The organism is Flavobacterium enshiense DK69 (assembly GCF_000498495.1).
Lineage (GTDB): Bacteria > Bacteroidota > Bacteroidia > Flavobacteriales > Flavobacteriaceae > Flavobacterium > Flavobacterium enshiense.
The window spans coordinates 114,634-137,760 of the sequence record NZ_AVCS01000009.1 but is presented as its reverse complement, the minus strand read 5'-3'; the positions used below and the strand labels follow the sequence as shown (position 1 = coordinate 137,760).

The 23,127-nt window shown below is 39.6% G+C and carries 14 protein-coding genes; 3 read left to right on the top strand and 11 right to left on the bottom strand.

The window, feature by feature from the left end:
- Window positions 1–43: 43 nt before the first annotated feature.
- From sov to FEDK69T_RS06465, 3 genes are all read right to left on the bottom strand, one after another.
- A complete protein-coding gene (sov, locus tag FEDK69T_RS06475) occupies window positions 44–7,318 on the bottom strand; it encodes a T9SS outer membrane translocon Sov/SprA (RefSeq protein ID WP_035630179.1) in 7,275 nt (2,424 codons plus the stop codon).
- Between the two features lie 37 nt (window positions 7,319–7,355).
- Window positions 7,356–7,937, bottom strand: a complete 582-nt coding sequence (ruvA, locus tag FEDK69T_RS06470; RefSeq protein ID WP_023573350.1) for a Holliday junction branch migration protein RuvA — start codon at window positions 7,935–7,937, stop codon at window positions 7,356–7,358.
- Between the two features lie 97 nt (window positions 7,938–8,034).
- Window positions 8,035–10,329, bottom strand: a complete 2,295-nt coding sequence (locus tag FEDK69T_RS06465; protein ID WP_023573349.1) for an NADP-dependent malic enzyme — start codon at window positions 10,327–10,329, stop codon at window positions 8,035–8,037.
- A gap of 266 nt (window positions 10,330–10,595) precedes the next feature.
- Here FEDK69T_RS06465 and FEDK69T_RS06460 point away from each other — a divergent pair, with 266 nt between their 5' ends.
- On the top strand, window positions 10,596–11,762 hold the full coding sequence (locus FEDK69T_RS06460; RefSeq protein WP_023573348.1) for a phospholipase D-like domain-containing protein: 1,167 nt from the start codon (window positions 10,596–10,598) through the stop codon (window positions 11,760–11,762).
- Window positions 11,759–12,184: a DUF2062 domain-containing protein gene (locus tag FEDK69T_RS15415; protein ID WP_051385084.1), complete on the top strand. Its 426-nt coding sequence runs from the start codon at window positions 11,759–11,761 to the stop codon at window positions 12,182–12,184. Before FEDK69T_RS06460 ends, FEDK69T_RS15415 begins: the two co-directional genes overlap by 4 nt.
- On the opposite strand, the gene queG is transcribed toward FEDK69T_RS15415, so the two are convergent.
- The 3 genes from queG to FEDK69T_RS06440 all read right to left on the bottom strand — a co-directional run bounded on the left by queG (window position 12,185) and on the right by FEDK69T_RS06440 (window position 14,698).
- On the bottom strand, window positions 12,185–13,108 hold the full coding sequence (queG, locus tag FEDK69T_RS06450) for a tRNA epoxyqueuosine(34) reductase QueG (protein WP_035630105.1): 924 nt from the start codon (window positions 13,106–13,108) through the stop codon (window positions 12,185–12,187). It abuts the gene before it with no gap.
- Between the two features lie 187 nt (window positions 13,109–13,295).
- Window positions 13,296–14,318: a Holliday junction branch migration DNA helicase RuvB gene (gene ruvB / locus FEDK69T_RS06445; RefSeq protein ID WP_023573345.1), complete on the bottom strand. Its 1,023-nt coding sequence runs from the start codon at window positions 14,316–14,318 to the stop codon at window positions 13,296–13,298.
- Between the two features lie 149 nt (window positions 14,319–14,467).
- Window positions 14,468–14,698: a (4Fe-4S)-binding protein gene (locus tag FEDK69T_RS06440; RefSeq protein WP_023573344.1), complete on the bottom strand. Its 231-nt coding sequence runs from the start codon at window positions 14,696–14,698 to the stop codon at window positions 14,468–14,470.
- 92 nt (window positions 14,699–14,790) lie between these two features.
- Here FEDK69T_RS06440 and FEDK69T_RS06435 point away from each other — a divergent pair, with 92 nt between their 5' ends.
- Window positions 14,791–16,191, top strand: coding sequence for an APC family permease (locus FEDK69T_RS06435; RefSeq protein WP_023573343.1), 1,401 nt, complete (start codon window positions 14,791–14,793; stop codon window positions 16,189–16,191).
- A 410-nt stretch (window positions 16,192–16,601) separates the two neighbouring features.
- Here the strand turns inward: FEDK69T_RS06435 and FEDK69T_RS06430 are convergent, their stop codons facing one another.
- The 5 genes from FEDK69T_RS06430 to FEDK69T_RS06410 all read right to left on the bottom strand — a co-directional run bounded on the left by FEDK69T_RS06430 (window position 16,602) and on the right by FEDK69T_RS06410 (window position 23,126).
- Window positions 16,602–17,126 (bottom strand): MepB family protein, encoded by a 525-nt coding sequence (locus FEDK69T_RS06430; RefSeq protein ID WP_023573342.1) that lies wholly within the window; start codon window positions 17,124–17,126, stop codon window positions 16,602–16,604.
- A gap of 4 nt (window positions 17,127–17,130) precedes the next feature.
- The gene (locus FEDK69T_RS15410) at window positions 17,131–18,525 is read right to left on the bottom strand and encodes a TlpA family protein disulfide reductase (RefSeq protein WP_023573341.1); all 1,395 of its coding nucleotides are present in this window, start codon (window positions 18,523–18,525) and stop codon (window positions 17,131–17,133) included.
- 63 nt (window positions 18,526–18,588) lie between these two features.
- Window positions 18,589–20,391 carry a cytochrome c oxidase subunit I gene (locus FEDK69T_RS06420; RefSeq protein ID WP_023573340.1) on the bottom strand — a complete coding sequence of 601 codons (1,803 nt, stop codon included), beginning with the start codon at window positions 20,389–20,391 and terminating at the stop codon, window positions 18,589–18,591.
- A gap of 36 nt (window positions 20,392–20,427) precedes the next feature.
- Window positions 20,428–21,594 (bottom strand): cytochrome c oxidase subunit II, encoded by a 1,167-nt coding sequence (locus FEDK69T_RS06415; protein WP_023573339.1) that lies wholly within the window; start codon window positions 21,592–21,594, stop codon window positions 20,428–20,430.
- A 20-nt stretch (window positions 21,595–21,614) separates the two neighbouring features.
- Window positions 21,615–23,126 (bottom strand): hypothetical protein, encoded by a 1,512-nt coding sequence (locus FEDK69T_RS06410; RefSeq protein ID WP_023573338.1) that lies wholly within the window; start codon window positions 23,124–23,126, stop codon window positions 21,615–21,617.
- Window position 23,127 lies beyond the last annotated feature (1 nt).

Genomic DNA, 23,127 nt, shown 5'->3' with positions numbered 1-23,127 from the left:
ACAAATGTATATTTATTCGCGTTAACTATAAAATGTTTTTCCTTTAATTTCCAAAGTTATATCGTAGTGTAAATCCTGAACGAATATTTGTTATCGGGAATGTAGTAGATATAACTGCTTTTGAGAACGAATGATCATAATAGAAAATGGCAGTCAGGTTTCTGCTGAACGAATAATCGGCAGTGAATTTGATTGACCAGATATCTTGACCGCCACCCAACTGATTGTTATCATAATCCAGATAACGAACAATCGTTTTATTGCTTCTGTATGACACATCCGCTTTCAGGTTAATATCACTTTTGATAACTCCCGAAGGATCTTCCGCCAAAGAAGATGAGAAAGTTACATCTTTAACACGGTAACCCAAACCTACTATGTATTCATTACCTTTTACTTCCGTCAGCAAGTTATTATCAAAACTCATCGACAAGGCACGGTCTTTCCTCATTTCTGCAAGAACTTTAATCGAACTTTTCATTTCAAAATCCATTCGTATCAACGGATTGAACTGTTCCACCAGATTCACATTGGAAATAATGTCTTTAGTCGGATAATTAACAGTTCCAGACGATACATTCGGATTTGGATCCTCGTAGTATTCAAAATTAGAGCGGAACTGATTTAACGTATATGCAGCACGATAACCATGCTGTAGCGAGAAACGTTTGAACTTATCTTTAAACCAGCCATAACGCATTAGCCCGGTGTATTTAACATTCCAGTTAGGAAGCGGCAAATCCCTGAAAGGTTCCATTTTGATTTTCGAAGCATCGGTTCCCTTATAGGCCGCATAGAATGCCGGAAGTAAAACTGCCTGACTGTTTTTCCCATACCCCTTAGGATAGCCGTCTGCGTCAATGTTGTCAGGATTATTAATATCAATTCCTCGTTCTATAGCCAATCGATTAGCAATTTTCAAACGGTTTTCTCTGAAGTCATCGAAAGCTGTGGATACGTTTTCATCACTTTGACTGAAAGCCGTGCTAATAAGAATCGTCGTCATCGAAAAATTACCAAAGGTGTACGGCGAACGTGAATTATAATGTCCGTCTGGGGACACGTCGTATTGTTCAGAAAAATTCTTGCTCTTAAGCCAATCAGCCAGAATATCAATTTTAAAATCCGGAAACGGTTCCAATTGCCCTGTTACATTCAGAATTTTATTGTTTACCTGCGTAAAGTTCTGGTTGAATTCGGGATAGTATGTCAACCAACCGTTTCGGGCGGCATCGTAACGCACATCATCCTGACTTCCCAACACGAAACCAACGGTAGGCCTAGTAGTTCCAATAAAACCAACTCTTGGCAAATATCCCGGCAACATAGTACCTTCATTTTGGGTATAATTCACCTGAAGTGTTTTTAATGCGGTAACCAATCCTATCATTCTTTCTCCAAACAAGCTTCTTTCTTCCGCTACATTTGTTGGGGCAGCCGTTACTTTTTGCCCTGGTTTTGGCGTGGCAGGTTTAGGCTGCGGCTTGGCACTTTTACTCTTCTTAGCTGTCAATCCTATGTATTTATAGAATAAATCCATGGTCAAAGTAGTATTCAGCTTATGGGATGCCGCATTCTGAATAGTGTTACCCAAAGACCAAACCGCCCCTTGTTCATCTACTACTGAAGAAAGAGCATCTGAAGAACGCATCCAGCTATAATCACTCGTATACGAATAAACAGACTTAACGAATGCCAAAAACGGAATTTTATTGATCGGTAAATCGTAATTAACTATCAATTGCTGCGTATGTAAATTAGGCTCTCCTACATTGAAATAATCATCCCAGATAGTCAGATCATCGATAGGGACTTTGTTTTCATCAAAATAATTTCGGACAATGTTATTTGTTGCCGCATTATAGCTGAAACGCAATGCCTTGGAAAAACTGTAATTAAATCCGTAATTAAAGTTATACAGGTAATTTCTTCTGTATAATGGATCCAAACCAATACCTTCCACCTCAACCTGTCTGAACTTCTGCCTGTTATACTGACGAAGTATATTGGTTGAAAAAGAAACCGTAGTCGGCAAATAACTGAAATTAAAATCACTCAGCAACTTCCAATAACTGCTCTTCTTCATGAATTCTGTCTTCTTGAAAGGCTCCACAGAATTTGGTTTGAAGGCAAAAGCATAATCGGCAGAGGTCTTCACCTGTTGGTCCAGCATATTCTCAATCTGAAAATCATGGTGATTCGTTTCGTTATACGAATGCGACAAAGTTAAATTTTCCGGATCGTAGAAATGCTGTTTCTGATCTTGGGCTCTCTCTTTTTTAACACCGATAAAATTAATGCTGGTACGCTTTGTATAATCAATAGCGCGCTCTTCAATGTTATCCCTTTCGGCCGGATCCTGAGTCACATCCAACAACTCCTCCAATTCGATATCCTGATAGAAAGGATCATATTTTGGCGTTATTGTTTCTTCTCCTACAGCATAATTGAACGGAATAGTGATTCCCCATTTTTTAGGAAGCAATTTCCCTACATTAACATTGGTTACCACATTATACTGGAATACATCTTCACGGCTTCTCTCGTTTGGCCCCTCTTCCAATCCGCCAAATCCAATAGTTGATTTTCTGGTAGTCGCAGAAACGTCGGCAAAATCGGCAAAATTTGTATCCATGGCAGCTACAGCAGCCCAGCCTCCTTTGTTATCCATTTCAGACATACGCAATTCGTTGAACCAAACCTCCCCACGAATTGTTTTATCAGGATTTGTTCTGTTTCTGACCCCAACCATTAAAGTTCTTACCAGACCAAAATTAGGGTTTCCTTTTACCCCAATTCGCAACAGGTTTTCTTTTCCAGCCAGCGATCCGTCAAGAAAATCTTCATTAACGAACTGAATACCGTCCGTCAAATCGTCGTCCGGAGGAAGTGTCCCTTGTAAAGCTCTAATCTTTAACTGCGTAAGTAACGATAAAGCCAAATCAATTTCATTGGCTGCAGGCCAAATTTTAGCAGGGTCTTTTTCTCCAAAAGCGGTTGGCTCCAACGGAATCTGAACTTCATAGAAATTTTCTGTAAAATCGTTTCCGAAGCGAAGAAAGGCCACCATTTCATCTTTTTTCAAATCATTGCTTGTCTCCAAAGATTCCGCATGAAGGAACATTCTCAATTTTTTAAACTGACGCATGTCGACATTCACATTCTTAAACACAGAGCGGGCATCTTTTGGTTCCAGACCACCAATTGTTGCTGGTTCTTTTGTGTACACTCGTAACGAAAGCGATTGCTCGTTCTGATTGATAATCGAGTTATTGTTATTTAACTGCTCGCGTGCTACTCCGGGAGGCATTACATAGTTAATTGGGAATCTATCGCCATTTTCCTGAATATTCACGGATGTCACATCAAAACCTGTATTATCGCTATCATTATTCGCATCTGCATCCATTGAAGATAAATAGCGTCTCCATTCGCCACGCACCAAGTCAAGGGAACCAAAACGCAGGGTAAGCTCTTCCGGGAAATCCGTTAAGAACATACGCATGAAACGAATCGAACGAAAATCAGAAATCTCACCAACCTTACTGGTTGCTTCCTGAATTGGAATTTTGTATAAAACCCATCTTACTTTTGTTGTTCCATTAGCCAGTGGAACAGAATTATTCTCTCTAATATCAACAACATAATTCTGGCCTATTACAATCTCCGGCTTAATATCCACTTCAAATTTATAATAGGCATTAATCGTGTTCATCGTGTTATCACGATTGATGTCCTCTACATCCGGCAAAGTTGTGGATCCTCTGTTGGTATCCGATAAACTAACCGGCGAGTTCCCTTCTAAACCATTATATTTTTTATAGCGTTGAAGCACATCCCCGCTGGCATTCAGATAATATTGATAGTTATCAGCCGATGGATCTGGATTAGCAGCAAATAGCGAATGTTTAACTGCTTCTTCAGCGTCACTTAATCCGTTTAACCCCACATCCTGAAGGGCTCGGTTTGCTTCATCGGAATCAAAAGCATAAATTAAGGATTGTGCCGACGGAATTTTACCCCAATTTGAGACATGAGTTGGAATAGTAGAGCCTACTTCCGGCAATCCGTTTTCGTATAATTTTCTTCCATCGTTAAGAATGTCTTCTGAAATTTCCCCCAAGTTGATTGTCAGTTTACCGACATTGGTCACCGGAGTTGTATCTCCCGGATTTTGTCCATAATAAGGATCCATCATCCAAAACTGAACGTATTCCACATTGGACTGTTCAAAATTGGTTGAATTGATCGGACGCATAATTCCGCCCCAGTTACCTGTAGGATTGGCCAAAGCATCAGTGGCAGGATTCGCCTGAAGACTGTAATTGTAAGGCCCTCTTTCGCCAGGATAATACGTCATATCGAGCGTACTCACTACAGTAGTCTGTCCTTGGGCAATATCAGTATTTGGATATAACTCGTCACTGTAGATTCGTCGTACCCTGTTAGTAAGCATATCCTGTTCTGAAATTCCGGATGGTCGTTGCGATTCCACGTAAAACACCGGATCTATGGTATACCAGGATAATTTAGCCCTTTTGTGTCCAACCGACAAATCATCTGACGGAGAATCGGCAGCTTCACCGGGAACTCCATCCAAATCTCCTTCCAAAGGCGTACTAGCCAATGACCAAGACAGAGGAGCGCGCATATCTATGGTTGATTGAGAACCTTCAAAATCATCTATATAAACGGTCGCCTCTCCATCAAAACTGTCATTTTTGGAAGCATCCGGCATAAGATAAGCAATCTCTCCTCGGAAAGATAAATTAGAAGGCACGTCCGTATCAAGATTAGGCAATTTATTTACCATACGGGTAAAAAACGGAACTTCTGTTGAAAAGTTACCGTTCATGCCAACTATAGTATTGTTTACGGATTCCTGTCCGTAATTTGATTTTTGCGTAAACGGTTTTTCAGATAATCGAAGGAATGTTCCTGCTACCTGGAATTTATCACTGATTTTATGCTCTACGTTAACTCCGTAAAAACGTCTTGTCTGTTGTCCGAAAACCGAGTTGTTTTCAAGTGAAACGTCTATTGGGGCATTTGCAAGCGTAGGGTCTAAAATCTGAACACGGCCTCTCTGATAATCTACAGTATAATCCACACCTTCTACCAAAACACGTCCTCCCGTGGAAACCACAACTGAACCCTGAGGCACGTTGAAAGCGCCAATGGATATTCCGTCACCTCCGGTTGATTTAAATTTTCCTTTTAACTGAAATTTATTCTTCTCACTTTCCTGAAGTGCTAAAGCCTGTGTTTTCTGATACAAACTTCGGAATACATATTTTCTTTGATTCGAATTATAATCGGATCCATTTGTTGGATCACCCTCATAATCTTCGCCAGACGTTGGAGAGCTTCTCAACTTCTCAAACAAAAATTTTCCGAATGGTTCTACAGTAGTAAAAATCAATCGTCCGTTTTGGGTATCTACTGTCATTCCCGGAATAAAATCGAAAAACCCATCACCTCCAACTTGTGGATCATTGGTGTAATTAAGTTTATCCAAATTTAACACCCTCAAAAGTGGTGTTTCGGCTACTGCTTCATCAACATTTATTGTAGCAGGGTTATCCACCGGAAGCGGAATGGCAGGTTGTGTTATACCTCCTGCCGGAGCCGGAGTAATGTAATTCAACGGTGAAGGATCCGTATAAAGGATATTGAATCGGAAATCCTCCTGAGACAACTGATAGGCTCCAGGAATCTGATAGATGTTTTTCATCATTATATCCCATACCGGCTGATCAATATTGTTCAGATTACTTTTCAGCATTTTCAGTATCAAACTCTGTGACGTCGGTATCCCGCCACTTATCTCGGTCGCATCAACGCCATCCGTTCCGAATTCACCCACCTGGTAAATCTCATTCCCAATGCTGTACTGATAAGCGACAGCCAAAACTTCATCATTCGCCAATCGCTGGTTTAAGGAAATGTATCCTAGCTGCGGATGATAGGTATAATCGCTTGGTGATAATTTTCTGGCATTCTCCAGTTTGGCATAATCCCTGCCTTCTATAACATTAACCCCATCAGGCGGAACAGTAACAAATCCGAGGTTAGCTTTAGCTATATCACGGATTTCCGGTTTCAGTAAACCATTAGAGGCTCCAATCAATGAAGGATCAAAACGGTTATTGGCATTGTTCGACGGTACATTAAATGTAGATCCAAGGTAAAAGTTGTTAATATTCTGATCATGCACACCAACGGTAGAATCCGTAATATCATTACCTGCCGCATCAGTTAACTGACCTTCTCCCAAATCCTGTAAAGCAAGAATGTTTCTTAAGTTATTGTCATTCGCATTAACGCGGTTTTGTTTGTTGGTAATCCAAACTTCAATACGCGTAATCTGAACCCTGCTACTGATGACAGGATAGGTTCTTAATGCATCATCATATTTATTTCTGAAATACTGCGAAAGGAAATAGTGCCTGTCGTTATCATAATCCAAAGCAAACAACTCGAAGTCCTGCAATGTTCCCCCACCCTGGGCAGATACAGATCTTGTTTGCGATTTTTGCTCGGAGAAAACCCCCGTTACAGTCGTCTTACCAAACTGTAATTGCGTTTTAACCCCAAACAAACTCTGCGCTCCGCGAATTAAGGAACTGTTTAACGGGAAACTTACGTTACCGACTTCAATTTTTCGTATGATATCGTCTTCCGTCGGAGTGTATTCTAATTTGATCAGGTTTTGGAAGGCAAAAGTCGACTGCGTATCATAATTGATGTTAACCATCAAACGCGTTCCTACTTTACCCTGAAGACTCAAACTGATTCGCTGATCGAAATCGAAAGTAAGGCTTTTTCTGTTTCTTGGCGAAAACGAAGGGTTATCCTGTTTTGTAAATCGAATCCCCAAATCCATCTCGACGGACCCTGTAGGCTTAATGTCTATTGTGTTACTACCGAATATGGTTTCGAACAGACCTGAATTCACATAGTATCTCGGCAATAAATCTTTTTTTGCTTCTTCCGAACCTTCTTTTTTACCATCGATGGCATCCAATTTCTTTTGGTAATAATCCCTTATAGACTCACGAGTCAAGAGTTCTTCATACTCCTTAGGCGTTAAAATAATTGGATAATTGATATTAAAACCGTCAAAGGTTTTCGTATAGATATAACGATCAGAAGCAGGATCATAGGTATATGCCTCTGTAATACTTTGAGGATTACCCATTTCCAAATGCCCTAAATCGACCCCTGTTTTAATCGAATCCTTCTCTTCTTCATCAACCTGCGCGTGCATGGAAACACCAAAAAACAATATCAATAAGGTTGCCCTAATTTTAAATATCTTGAAAAAGTTTCTAATATATTGTGTTTTCAAATGATTACAGGTTTTTTAAAGCTAGTTTAATAATAGTTTCCACAGAAGCATCTGCCTCTGCTTTTACAATTTTGTCGACTACTTTTTCAGCCGATTTTCGGGCAAATCCTAAAACTTCCAAAGCAGATAACGCTTCATCTTTATTTGTATTGCTTTGTAAGAAAGACACTTCATCCAAATTGTATATTTTCAACACCTTGTCTTTCAGGTCTAAAATAATGCGTTGGGCAGTTTTTGCCCCGATACCTTTTATCGATTGCACGGCAGCCACATCACCCGAAGCGATTGCCTGAATAATCTGCTGCGGAGCAATTGAGGACAACATAGTTCTTGCTGTTCCGGCTCCCACACCGGAAACGGATAATAGAAGTTTAAACAGCTCACGTTCCGCTTTTTCGACAAAACCAAATAATGTATGGGCATCTTCTTTCACCTGAAGAAAAGTAAATAACTTCAGATAATCGGATTCCGGCAGTAAAGAAAAGGTATGCAATGAAATATTAACATGATAACCTACTCCGTTACAATCAATTACAACTTCAGTAGGTGTTTTTTCTACTAATTTTCCCTGAATATGCGCAATCATACTTATTAATTGTTCTATCAAAAATAAGAAAAATCTTTTATCCTGATAATCAGAACCGAGGAAGTTCACTTTTATCGGATAAAAGATTTTTCTTAGATTATTTTACTACTATCTGTTTTAATTTTTTTTCTTTTTCCTGGGCATCAACCACCGCAACGGCTGCCATATTTACCATCTCTTCCACACTGGCTCCCAACTGAAAAATATGAACCGGTTTATCTAACCCCATCATAATTGGCCCCACAGACATCACTTTATTCAATTCTTTCAACATTTTGTAAGTGATGTTGGCCGCATCCAGATTAGGAAACACCAAAGTATTTACATTTTTATTGGCTAGCTTCGAGAACGGGAATTTACTTGCCAACATTTCCTGATTTAGCGCAAAATCGGTTTGAATTTCACCATCTACAATCAAATCCGGATGGAATTCATGTAAAATTTCTACGGCTTTTCTGATTTTCACTGCACTTTCAGCAGAGGAAGATCCGAAATTGGAAAAAGAAACCATCGCGATTACAGGTTCCATTCCGAACATACGCACCGTTTTCGCAGCCATTAATGCAATTCTGGCCAAGTCTTCAGCTGAAGGATTAGGGTTGATGGCTGTATCCGCTAAAAACACAGGACCGCGTTTAGTCATCATCATGTTTGTGGTTGCAATACGATGAACCCCTTGCTGTCTTGGGATTAGTTCCAGCATTGGTTTTACTACAGTCGGGTAACTTCTGGAATACCCTGTAACGAGAGCGTCCGCCTCGCCTTCATTCACCATCATGGCAGCAAAATAATTACGCTCACGCATCCACTTTTGAGCATCCAACAACGAAGTTCCTCTTCGTCTTCTGGCTTCCCAATATACATCAGCAAAACGGTTTCTTCTTCCCTCTTCTTCCTTGGTTTTAGGATCGATAATAACCACATCGTCGTCAAAACCGATTTCCTCTTTCAATTCTAAAATCGTCTCTTTATTTCCTAACAAGATAGGCTTTCCGATGCCTTCCTCCATCACGATTTGGGCAGCTTTCAATACGTCCAAATGATCGGCTTCGGCGAAAATTATTCTTTTAGGATCGGTTTTCGCTCGGTTATGCAACAAACGAACCATTTTGTTATCCGAGCCCATTCGTTCCAAAAGCTCCTCTCGGTATTTCCCCCAATCCGTAATAGGTGCTGTAGCAACACCTGATTCTATGGCGGCTTTTGCAACCGCAGGCGGCACTTCGGCAATCAATCTCGGGTCGAACGGCTTCGGAATGATATAATCACGGCCAAAAGCCAGCTTTGTTTCACCATAAGCAATATTAACCTGCTCAGGCACAGAAGCCTTTGCCAGGTTCGCTAAGGCAATTACCGCTGCCTTTTTCATTTCTTCGTTGATTTTTGTCGCACGAACATCTAAGGCACCACGGAAAATGAACGGGAAACCAAGCACGTTATTCACCTGGTTAGGATGATCGGAACGACCGGTTGCCATAATAATATCTTTGCGGGTAGCAATAGCCAGATCGTAATTGATTTCCGGCCTTGGATTCGCCATCGCAAAAACGATTGGATTTTCAGCCATTCCCATTAACATCTCAGGCGTTACTATATCTCCCGAAGAAAGACCGATAAACACATCTGAACCTTGCATCGCATCGCCCAGTGATTCGTATTTTTTATCGCTAGCAAATTGTCTTTGCATCTCGGAAATATTAGGATCGTCTTTACGTAATGCCCCTTTACTGTTGAACATTACGATATTTTCAGTTTTTACGCCAAACGACACATACAGTTTCGCACAAGCTATAGCTGCCGAACCTGCTCCTGAAACCACAACTTTTACCTCTTCCATTTTCTTTCCGGCTAATTCCACAGCATTCAATAATGCTGCTGCCGAAATAATTGCGGTTCCGTGTTGGTCATCGTGCATAACCGGAATATTCAATTCTTCCACCAAACGTCTTTCGATTTCAAAAGACTCTGGCGCTTTGATATCCTCTAAATTGATACCTCCGAAAGTTGGCGCTATATTTTTAACGGTTTCGATGAATTTCTCAACATCTTTGGTATCTACTTCAATATCGAAAACATCAATATCGGCGAAGATTTTAAACAAAAGACCTTTTCCTTCCATTACGGGTTTTGAGGCCTCAGGACCGATATCCCCCAAACCTAATACTGCTGTACCATTTGAAATTACAGCTACTAAGTTTCCTTTTGCAGTATATTTATAAACGTTTTCAACGTCTTTTTCGATTTCTAAACAAGGCTCGGCAACTCCAGGTGAATAGGCTAATGCCAAGTCTCTTTGTGTTGCATATTTTTTAGTGGGCACCACCTGAATTTTACCAGGGGTGGGTTTAGCGTGGTATAATAAAGCTTCTCTTCTTTTACTGTCTTTGTGCATGATTTGTTTATTTACTAACTAACAAAGATATGAGGATGATGAGAATAATTGAAATTTTTGCCCCCAATCTTTAAAAAAGTTTTACAAGAATTTATCTATATTAAATCACTACATTTACAAGTGCCTGATTTTAAGCGGTTAACATTTTTAACCTTAAAAAACCTAAAAAGAAAGTATCATTAAGTTGTTGTCCAGTTTATTTATTATTCCTAAATTGATAAACAGCAGACTTTCAACCCATACCGATTAATTTTGAATGACAGAAAATGAAAAATGGTTTTTCTTCAAACTTTGCTGCAGACACAATCACACTCGTGCACAGTGGAAGAGATTACTTTGACCGGCTGCTAAAACTAATAAACGAAGCCACTAGCGAAATTCATTTTCAAACCTACATCCTGGAAGATGATATTACCGGAAACAAAATAGCCAACGCTCTCAAAAAAGCCGCTTTGCGCAAGGTAAACATATATCTTTTATTGGACGGATTGGGTTCGCGTTCTTTACCGGACGAATTTGTCGCCGATTTACAACAAAGCGGTATCCATTTTCGTTTTTTCGCCCCTCTGCTTTCCTACCATTCGTTTTATTTCGGAAGACGGCTGCATCATAAAATTATCGTCGCCGATGCCAAAACCGTCCTAATTGGCGGTATAAATATTGCCGAAAAATATGATCGCACTTCAACAGAAGCTCCCTGGCTGGACTATGCCGTTTTAATCAATGACAGTTCAATCGCACAACAGGCACAATCGATTTGCTATTACTATTTTTTCAAAAAAAGAAAACGTCCTAACGGAAAAATACTGCCAGGAGAAATAAACAACCGAAACACTATAAAACTAATTCAAAATGATTGGCTCCGGCGGAAAAACGAAATTCAGAACGCCTATCTGAAATCCATACAAACGGCACAGAGCGAAATCATCATCGTGTGCGGTTATTTTTTACCCGGAAGAAAACTTACCCAGGCACTTAAAAGGGCAGCGCAAAGAAACGTCCGTATCCGACTTATACTTTCGGAAGTTTCGGATGTTCCATTGGTTAAGTCGGCCATAAATTATTATTATGCCTTTCTATTAAAGAATAATATCGAACTTTATGAATGGCGCCAATCTATTTTACATGGAAAAACGGCCGTTGTCGACAAAAAATGGACCACTATTGGCTCGTTCAACCTGAACCATTTAAGTTCCCAGGCCAGTATCGAAATGAACACCTCAATCAACTCGGAACTTTTTGCGGAAAATTACCGGAATCATTTGATCGATATTATGTCGAAATGCAAACAAATAACATCGGAAGCGTTTCAAAACAGAAACGGCAAGCTAATCCGTTTTAAACAATGGATTTCCTATTACGTTGTACGCTTTTTCGAGATCTTACTAACTTACTTACCGCACAAGCGGTTCCTTAAAGGCAGTATTAAATGAAAAGGCAAGCTATAATCGATTTTTTTTGGAAGATCGCCAAATCACACAACAGTGCGGAAGAGATTGCATGGGGAGCTGCCATTGGAACATTCATCAGTGTATTTCCCACTTTCGGGTTGGGAACACCGCTTGTAATTGTATTAAGCCGGATATTGAAATTTAATTTAGCGATTGCATTAGCAGCAAGCATTATTTCGAACCCGTTCACCAGTCCGTTTTTCATGCTTTTGAATTATAAGATCGGATCGTTGTTTTTCGAGAATCCCATTGTGTTTGACGTCGATAACTGGAAAGAAAATCTGAAAGATACAGGATTGACTATTTTAATCGGGGCAATTATTGTCAGTGGTGCTATGGCGGTTATCGCCTATTTCTTTTCAAAATTCATGGTTTTGAAATTGAGGAATAAAAACCAAACCTGATTATTTTAAAAAATCAATATTGCGCTTTAGTCCGCTTAACTTGGTTCTTTTTACGGCCGAATTTTTAAAAACCCTGCGGAAAGTTTCTTCGGTGATTTCTTCCCAGTCTCTTTTGGAAAACGACAGCAATTCGGGATTCGGGTTAAATAAAGGTTCATTATGCGGTTTTGAAAAACGGTTCCACGGACAAACATCCTGACAAACATCGCAGCCGAACATCCATTCATCGAATTTACCTTTCATACTTTCAGGAAGATTGTCTTTCAATTCGATGGTGAAATAGGAAATACATTTGCTGCCATCGACCACATACGGCGCCACAATAGCTTCCGTTGGACAAGCATCAATACAGGCAGTACATTTCCCGCAGTGATCCGTGGTGATGGTATCGTAGTCCAAATCCAAATCGACAATTAATTCGGCAATAAAAAAGAAGGAGCCTACTTGTTTAGAAAGCAGATTGGCATTTTTGCCAATCCAACCCAAGCCGCTTTTGGCCGCCCAAGCCTTATCCAATACTGGTGCTGAATCTACAAACGCGCGCCCAGACACTTCTCCGATTTCGGTTTGGATGAATTGCAGCAGGTCTTTGAGCTTGTCTTTGATGACGAAGTGGTAATCCTCTCCGTAAGCGTATTTCGAGATTTTATAACTTTCCGGATTTTGGTTTTCCGACGGATAGTAATTCAGCAGTAAGGAGATAACGCTTTTGGCATCATCTACCAATAAGGTCGGATCGAGGCGTTTGTCGAAATGATTTTCCATGTAATGCATTTCGCCCTGCATTCCGTTTTTCAGCCAACGTTCCAGTCGCGGCGCTTCTTCTTCCAGAAAACCAGCTTTGGAAATACCGCATGACAAAAACCCGAGGCGAGCAGCTTCGGACTTTATCATTTGGGTATATTTTGATTGCTGGTTTATCATTTGAAATCACATTATGAAAATCACGCAGATTTTCCGAATTGAGCAAATTTTAATGCTCATGGGCCGCATTAGGGATTATCTGCGATCAGTTCACTTCGTTCGGGTGAGCAATTGTCTGAGCTCTTTTTAGTGGAGCTTCGCGGAACTAAAAAAGCGAGTGCGAAAGCCCGACCCTACGGGGAATGCCCTAAAAAAGACCTCCTTGGATATTATTTCGGATTTTCCCCAAGTGCTTATAGGCTTTCTCGGTAACTTCCCTTCCTCTTGGCGTGCGGATGATAAATCCTTCCTGGATTAAAAACGGTTCGTATACTTCCTCGATGGTTTCGCCGCTTTCGGAAACAGCGGTCGCCAAAGTGGTCAGACCCACAGGACCTCCTTTGAATTTATCGATAATGGTCGTAAGAATCTTGTTATCCATTTCGTCCAGGCCGTGCGCATCTACATGTAAAGCCTTCAAGGCATATCGGGCAATTTCAATATCGATTTTACCGTTGCCCTTGATTTGCGCAAAATCACGAACACGGCGTAAAAGTGCATTGGCGATACGAGGCGTTCCGCGACTGCGACCGGCAATTTCGATGGCGGCTTCCATAGAAATAGGCATATTTAAAATCGCTGAACTTCGCTGAACGATGGTGGTTAACAATTCGGTATTGTAATATTGTAAGCGACTTTGGATTCCGAAACGCGCACGCATTGGCGCTGTTAACAATCCGGAGCGTGTAGTAGCTCCCACCAGTGTAAACGGATTCAGATTAATCTGCACCGTTCTGGCATTGGGTCCGCTTTCGATCATGATATCAATCTTGAAATCCTCCATTGCGGAATACAGGTATTCTTCCACTATCGGACTTAAGCGGTGGATTTCGTCTATGAATAAAACGTCACGCTCATCCAAATTGGTAAGCAGTCCCGCCAAATCGCCGGGTTTGTCCAATACGGGACCGGAAGTGATTTTGATGCCAACGCCCAATTCGTTTGCTAAAATATTAGCCAACGTGGTTTTCCCCAATCCGGGAGGACCATGAAAAAGAGTATGATCTAAAGCATCACCACGAAGATTTGCCGCTTCCACGAAAATTTTCAGATTTTCCAAGACCTGATCTTGTCCGGTAAAATCATCAAAACTTAATGGACGCAATGCCTTTTCAATATCGACTTCCTGAGGGGTGAAACGCTCTTTATTAGGATTCAGATTTTCATTCATGAGGCAAAGATAGGAAGAAAGTAATCAGATTAAAGTGCTCAGTCGGCAGTTTCTAAAACCTGAAAATTAAACACAACAACCCTTTGAAAGAATTCTCTCAAATACACATGCCATTTCAAAAACTACACCCAAATGGAAACACGTCTGAACTAGTCCCCTTTTTTATCTTTATTATAATAAAAGGACAAAGCACCTGACGGACATTTTTTCACCTGAGCCATCATTTCGTCTGAACTGGCTCCGCGGGGATTAATCCACGGCTGGACTTTGGCGCGGAAAACCTCAGGCAATCCGCGAACGCAATTACCGGAATGCTGACACAAGTGTTGCTTCCAAACAATCGTGATTTCTCCATTTGTGTATTCTTTTGCACTTTCCATAATCGTAAGAATTTAGCTTTTCGTAAGTTACAAAAAAAAGTATCACTAAAAAGGATGTTTTTATATCTTTAGAGCAATTTAACAAAAATTTTATGCAAGACGAACAGCAACATTTTAAACGTGAATTAGGATTATTGGACGGAACCATGCTTGTAGTTGGTTCGATGATCGGCTCGGGAATTTTTATTGTAAGTGCCGACATTGCCCGTCAGGTTGGATCTACCGCATGGTTATTAATCATATGGCTATTGTCGGGATTGATTACCATTATTGCCGCTGTTAGTTATGGCGAACTGAGCGCCATGTTCCCAAAAGCGGGGGGACAGTATGTATACTTAAAAGAAGCTTACAATAAACTCATCGCCTTTTTGTACGGCTGGAGTTTCTTTGGCGTGATACAAACCGGAACCATCGCGGCAGTTGGTGTGGCTTTTTCAAAGTTTGCCGCATACCTTGTTCCGGCGGTGAGTGATGAGAATGTTTTATACGAAATCGGATCGTTCAAACTAAATGCTGCGCAGTTGGTTTCTATTTTTACGATTATACTCTTAACCTTCATCAACAGTCGTGGGGTAAAAAACGGAAAAGTACTGCAAACCGTTCTGACCATCATCAAAATTGCATCTTTAGTAGGTTTGATTGTCTTCGGATTAATGGCTGCCAAAGGCCAGATTTGGGACGCAAACTGGACCGATACCTGGACGACAAGATCTTGGAATGCCGAAAGCGGTTCCTGGCTTCCTATATCTGGCATGAGTCTTATTACCGGAATTTCGGCTGCGATGGTGGGTTCTTTATTCTCGAGTGATGCCTGGAATGGGGTTACGTTTATTGCGGGAGAGATTAAAAATCCGCAGCGCAATGTAGGACTGAGCTTGTTTTTGGGAACCTTTATCGTAACAATTATTTATGTACTGGCCAATGTAATGTATGTCGCCGTAGTGCCTTTGGAAGAAATCGCTTTTGCCAAATCAGATCGTGTAGCGGTAGTAGCAGCCAACAACATCTTCGGAAATATCGGAACATTAATAATCGCTGTGATGATCATGATTTCCACTTTTGCCTGCAACAACGGGCTGATCATGGCAGGAGCCCGCGTATATTACACGATGGCCAAAGACGGGTTGTTCTTCAAAAAAGCAGCTCATTTAAATGAATTCAGCGTACCGGCATGGGCACTTTGGTCGCAATGTGTTTGGGCTTCCTTTTTGTGTCTGACTGGGAAATATGGTGATTTATTAGATTTCGTGGTTATCATCGTTTTGATTTTCTACATACTTACCATTTACGGGATTTTTATTTTACGAAGAAAACAACCTGATGCAGAACGACCATATAAAGCGTTTGGCTACCCGTTCTTGCCGTTGTTTTATATTGTAGTCGCGTCGGCTATCAGTATTTCATTATTGATTACGAAATTCTCTACTTGCGGATGGGGCGTTTTAATCATGCTGGCAGGTATTCCCGTGTATTACTTGACACAACGCAAATAAAATTTTCTTAAAATCTCTTTTTCAGTTGGTTACAATTTAAAAAAGATGTAATTTTACAGTAAGATTTTTGATTTAATGTTTGTTTGAATAAGAGGCACTACAAACGTGTTCTTTTTCGGATGCTATCCTATCTATTGTTAAAGTGTAGGGTGATAGTAAATCAAGAATTTATTGGGAGGTCATAGAAATATGACCTCTTTTTTTATTTAGACACTTTACTAAATCACCTGAGTTATCAGCATTTCTTTCAATTATGACTCAAAGAAGTGAGACTTTACATAGTGAGTTTTGTTGTTTTTACTTAATAGATACGGATCGTAAATCTACACTGTCAGGGATTAGCTAACTACAATCTCCTCAACTTCCTGAACAAAAGTTACCAGCCATTGAAAGACTGTAAGGTTTTTTTATTAAAGTTTCTGGAAATAAAGTTTCTTTACCTGATCCAAATCTATCAATCCGTCAAATGGGATTTCAAAAAAATAGTCCCTTTGCCAGCTTTGTGTTTTTTTCGCTTGCTTGCTTATTGTTATATCCCAAGGCGGATAGACTCGAATAGCACGTTTACCGTCTTTCAACCCGGAAGAAATCACCCCTTGTTCTAAAAGCACAGCTTTAGGAAATACAAATTGCCCGAAATGATTTTCGGTTTTTGTGTTGATAACGAATAAATCCACATCATCGGAAAAGTCGAATGGCTGAATGGGTCCGTTTTCGATTCTTTTCCATAGCGTAACAAACTGACCGATCTTGGTTGGTGTTATTTTAGCCGAACGGAATACAACATTCAGGTTATTCAATTGAAAACGACAAGCGGCATAATCGGCACTTTCTTTCTCCTCTAATGGATTTAAAAGCACAAAACCACATTTGTTATAAACCAGTTGCTTCAGTTCGCTTAAAGCATAAGGAATTCCATTATCAGGTATCACCACACAATTACTTATTTAAAAGGTGAAGCAATTCCGTTTTACACTTTTCTTCTTTAGGTCCGAATGCATTCGCATTAACAAGTTTACCTTCCTTATCAAAAAGAACATACCTTGGAATGGATTTAAGGTTTAACTTCTGTATGAATTCGGAAGCCTTTGTATTCAAAAGATAAAAACTGTCTCCGGCAGCAAGATTTTCTTTAGCATTGGCTTTCTTCCAGGCTTCGAAATTATCATCAGTAGAGAGATATAAAAAGACAACATCTTTAGCATTTAATTCTTTCTGCAGTTTATGAGAGTACGGAAATGAAGCTCGGCATGGCGCACACCAACTGGCCCAGAAATCGACATAAACCAACTTACCTTTATGCTTAGCAATAAGGTTGTCCAAAGTAGTTTTACGTTTATTTTCATCAAGTAAGACAGTCTGATTGGTTTCATTTTTTAACGCATCCAGATCCAACAAATAACTATCCTTAATCAATTGACTTAATTCGGTACCTTTTTCAAACACTTTGAATTTTTCGAAATACGATGAAAATGCATCCTTATCTTTAGAATTGGCAATAGCATTCAAAAAAGAGAACAACAAGTATTCTTTCGTTTTATAGGAAAGCTTTGAATCTGAAAAGGAAGCATCAAAAGCCTGTTTGGCATCATAATCAAAATCATTCAGTTTTCTTACATTGTACTTCTCAATGATATAATTTTCAAGAAAATATTTATATGTTTTAACCGATAACAAATTATCGTGAATCAAATCAGATTCGGGCACTGAGGCAAAGGCAAAATTTGCTTTGTTCAGATTTATTCTCAGAAACCTATTTCTTGCTTTGTGAACAGTGTAAATACTTAGGGAAATTAGTTTAGAGTCCAACAACTCATCAAGTTTGTTATCTCTTGCTACAAAATAGTCACTCAGCTCCTTTTCATAAATCAGATTTTCTTCTTTAGTACGCGGTCTCTTGTTTACCATACTAAAAACAAAAGGCTCAGAAGGTCTGTTGATGGATTTGAAATCGTCTTCAAAATTCAAATCATACTTTAAGACTGTTCTTTTATTAAGCAATGAAACCCTTGGAAGCCCGTTTTTATAATCAAACTTTACCGTATCCCCTTTTTGGAATTCATAGACATAATTCAGACCAAGATCAAAAACATGCGTCAGTATCATTTTGCTTTCGATCTCATTAACAAGCACAGTGTCTTTACTGTTCTTTGGATAAACAAAATCGGTTCTAAAATCATTTGCTTTAGAATAGTAGATTCCGCTTTCCGCTACCGAATTACCTTTTGTATAGCTGTCAAAAATTAAAACGACATGATTGTTGTTTACCGAATTCTGAGAAATCGCAACTGAATAATTCAGGAAAAACAAAATGGAAAGAAAAATTGTACGCATTTTAAAAAGGTTCTAAAAAAAAGCCTTTCCAGTTGGAAAGACTTTTTAAATGAATTTATAATCTTAGTGATGAAGTTTTTCTTCTCCGTCTTTGTAAGGAACAGTCTGTGGAACGAAATCATCATCGTGACCTGGTTTACTGTAATCGTAAGCCCATCTGTGTACGTGAGGAATTTCACCTGGCCAGTTTCCGTGGATGTGCTCTACTGGAGTTGTCCACTCTAACGTGTTAGATTTCCAAGGGTTTTGTTCAGCTTTCTTACCGTAGAAAATGCTGTAGAAGAAGTTCCAGATAAATACGATTTGGAAAGCAGCTCCTACTAAAGCGAACATCGTGATCAATACGTTAACATCAGCTAAATCGTCAAATAATGGGAATGCTGTGTTTGTATAGTAACGACGTGGCAAACCTGCCATTCCGATGAAGTGCATTGGGAAGAATACTCCGTAAGCACAAACCGCAGTAATCCAGAAGTGGATATACCCTAAGTTTTTATTCATCATTCTTCCGAACATTTTAGGGAACCAGTGGTAAACACCAGCGAAGAATCCGTAAAGCGCAGAGATACCCATTACCAAATGGAAGTGAGCCACTACGAAATATGTATCGTGAACGTTGATATCCAAAGTGGAGTCTCCAAGGATAATCCCTGTTAAACCACCTGTGATAAATGTAGATACCAATCCGATAGAGAATAACATCGCAGGGTTTAACTGCAAGTTACCTTTCCATAATGTTGTGATGTAGTTGAATGCTTTTACTGCTGAAGGAATCGCAATCAATAATGTTGTAAATGTAAATACCGATCCTAAGAATGGGTTCATACCAGAGATGAACATGTGGTGACCCCAAACAATCGTTGATAAGAATGCAATCGCCAATATAGAAGCGATCATCGCACGGTAACCAAAGATTGGCTTACGTGAATTCGTTGCAATAATTTCAGATGTGATACCTAATGCCGGTAATAATACGATGTATACCTCAGGGTGACCTAAGAACCAGAATAAGTGTTCGAACAATACCGGTGAACCTCCTTGGTAATGTAATACTTCACCAGAGATGAAGATATCTGACAAGTAGAAAGAAGTACCGAAACTTCTATCGAAAATCAACAACAACGCAGCTGACAATAAAACCGGGAACGAAACGATACCGATAATAGCCGTTACGAAGAAAGCCCAAACAGTTAGAGGCAATCTTGTCATTGACATTCCTTTAGTTCTCAAGTTGATTACAGTAACCACATAGTTCAAAGATCCCATCAAAGAAGAAGCAATGAACACAGCCATTGAAACCAACCATAATGTCATACCTGTACCTGAACCCGGGATTGCCTGAGGCAATGCACTCAACGGAGGATAAATTGTCCAACCTGCAGATGCTGGTCCTGATTCAACGAACAAAGAACATAACATGATTATTGTTGAAACAAAGAACAACCAGTAAGAAATCATATTCATAAAACCGGACGCCATATCTCTTGCACCAATCTGCAATGGAATTAACAAGTTACTGAAAGTACCGCTCAATCCTGCAGTCAATACGAAGAATACCATAATTGTACCGTGAATAGTAACTAATGCCAGGTAAATATCGTTACGCATTACTCCTCCCGGAGCAAATTTTTCTCCTAAAAGGAATTTAAAAATACCGAAAGATTCTTCCGGCCAAGCAATCTGCATACGGAATAATAATGACATCATAACACCAATGATTCCCATTATAAGACCAGTAATCAAATATTGCTTCGCAATCATTTTGTGGTCGATACTAAAGATATACTTTGTGATAAAAGTATCCTTATGGTGGTGTTCGTGATCGTGTCCGTGATCGTGACTTAAATCGTGTCCTGCTGCTGACATATTCTTTTAATTTGAATAGTATTAAAAAATCAATTATTATTTAACCTGAGCTACAACTTTGGTAGTATCTACCTTAACAGTTTCCATTTTTACAGCCGGAACTGTAGCGTCGGTTGCCGGAGCTTCTTTAGCTTTTGCTTCACTCACTGTTCTGCTCAATAGAGGTTGTACACTCAACCATTTTTTGTAATCCGCTTCGCTCTCTACGATAACTTTCATTTGCATATTAAAGTGAGATGGTCCGCAAATCTTATTACATAACAATAAATAATCAAAAGTATAAGGATCTAAAGCTGTTTTCCCCGCTGCTACTAACTCTTGGCTTTTCGCAGCTCTGATCTTGTTGATTCTTGCAACTTTTTCAACCATCTCAGGTGTGTTACGCATCTGATCAGTTGTCATTGTTGGTGTGAAAGCGAATTGAGTAACCATACCTGGAACCGCATTCATTTGTGCTCTGAAGTGAGGGAAGTAAGCCGAGTGCAATACATCCTGGGAACGTATTTTGAAAACCACTTTTTTTCCTACCGGCAAGTGAATTTCAGTTACTTGCTTATCATCTTGTGAATTAGGATCGGACATGTCAACTCCTAATGTGTTTACTCCTTCTATATAACGAACGTTAGCTTTTCCAAGGGTATTATCCTTACCAGCATATCTTGCTTCCCAACTAAACTGCTTACCATACAATTCCACATACATTACATCTTCCTCTTCATCAACGAACATAATATTTGTCCATGCATACAATCCGTAAAGAATCAAACCTGCCAATACAATTACCGGAATAATCGTCCAAATAAATTCTAATTTGTCATTATCTGCAAAATATAAAGCTTTGTTACCTTGTTTCCCACGGTATTTGAAAGCGAAATAGTGAAGTAAAGCCTGCGTGATAGTCTGAACTACAAAAATCAAAACCATTGAAATCCACATCAGGTTGTCATAATCAGCACCATGCTCAGAAGCAGGGTTACTCATTAAAGGCAAATCACCAAATTTTACAACACAGTAAATAGTCGTTAAGTAAATGAACACCAAGAAGGCAAACATTAAGTAACCATTCACATTATTATCATTATCATTGGCAATTTCGGAATTATCCTTCTTTGCACCGATTTGTGTCAGATCGAATATCTTAGTCAACTGCCAAACAGCAATTCCTAATAAAACTACAACTGTAAGTACCAATAAACTTGTCATTTGTTTATTTCTTTAAAATATTAATAATGGAAATGTTTACTTTCTTCGATTAATGGGTTACGTTTTGCCAATAAAGGTGCTTTTGTTAAAGCTGTAAACACTACAAAAATGAATAATCCGAAGAAGAATAACAATGAACTAATCTCAGACACTCCGATGAACCACTGATCACCAACTGTAGCCGGCATAATCATGTTGAAGAAATCAATATAGTGACCTGTTAAGATAATGATACCTGCCATTACAACAACCCAACTCAAACGTTTGAAGTCAGTGTTAATAAGGATTAAAATTGGTAACACGAAGTTCAATACAACCATACCAAAGAATGGTAATTTGAAGTGCTCGATACGAGTAACGAAATAAGTTACCTCTTCTGGAATGTTAGAGTACCACATCAACATGAACTGAGAGAACCATAAATAAGTCCAGAATACAGAAATACCGAACATGAATTTTGCCAAATCGTGGATGTGGCTTGTGTTCACATACTCTAAATATCCTTTAGATTTTAAATATAAAGTAACGAATGCGATTGTTGTAATACCGCTCACGAAGAAGCTGGCAAAAACATACCATCCAAATAATGTACTGTACCAGTGTGGGTCAACAGACATAACCCAGTCCCAAGATGCGATTGATTCCGTAACAATGAAGAATGCTAAGAAACCAGCGGCCATTTTGAAGTTCTTTTTGTAAAAAGAATCATCAGAAGCTTCATCCTGAGCCAATGAATTTTTTCTTGAGAAGTAACGGTATAAATTCCATCCAGCCAAGAAAACTATAGCACGGATCAAAAAGAAAGGAACGTTTAAGAAACCTGATTTTCCGGCAATGATTGCATCGTAGTGCTCACTTTTCGGATCTGTTACACCTTCTACCATCCATGCAAACAAATGGTTCATGTGCATACCTGATAAAATCAAAAGAAGCAAGAAGATGATTGAACCTGGCAACAAATAAGAAGTGATTCCTTCCATTACTCGGAACAATACCGGAGACCAACCTGCCTGGGCAACCCATTGGATTGCATAAAAAGCCAAAACTCCAACTGAAATCAACATGAAGAAGATACAAGCCACATACAACGCAGCCCATGGTTTGTTTTGCAATTGGTGTAAAACGTGCTCAAGGTGTTTTTCATGTTCTTTGTGAGCATCCGCATCGTGCGACTCAGCGTGAGCAGCATGAGCGTCATGGTGATCCTCTTCAACAACAGGAGCAACAACTGCTTTAGTTGAATCAGCCTCTTCCGTTTTAACAGAATCCGTAGCAACTACGTGGTGTTCAGCAGCAGGAGTTTCCTGTTTTACTGAATCGGCAGCAGCCTCATGATGTGCTTCAGATCCAGCAGCAGCCTCATGTGTGGCTGCAGCAGCATGATGACCACCTTCGTGATGACTTTCTGCTAATATTTTTTCTACGTCTTGCGTAGTTTTAGGTGCAGTTAAAAAACCGTAAGCAATACCTAACAAGCCAAGCGCCATCAGGACAAAAGCAAAGGTTTTTAATTTGTTTGAAAATGTGTACATA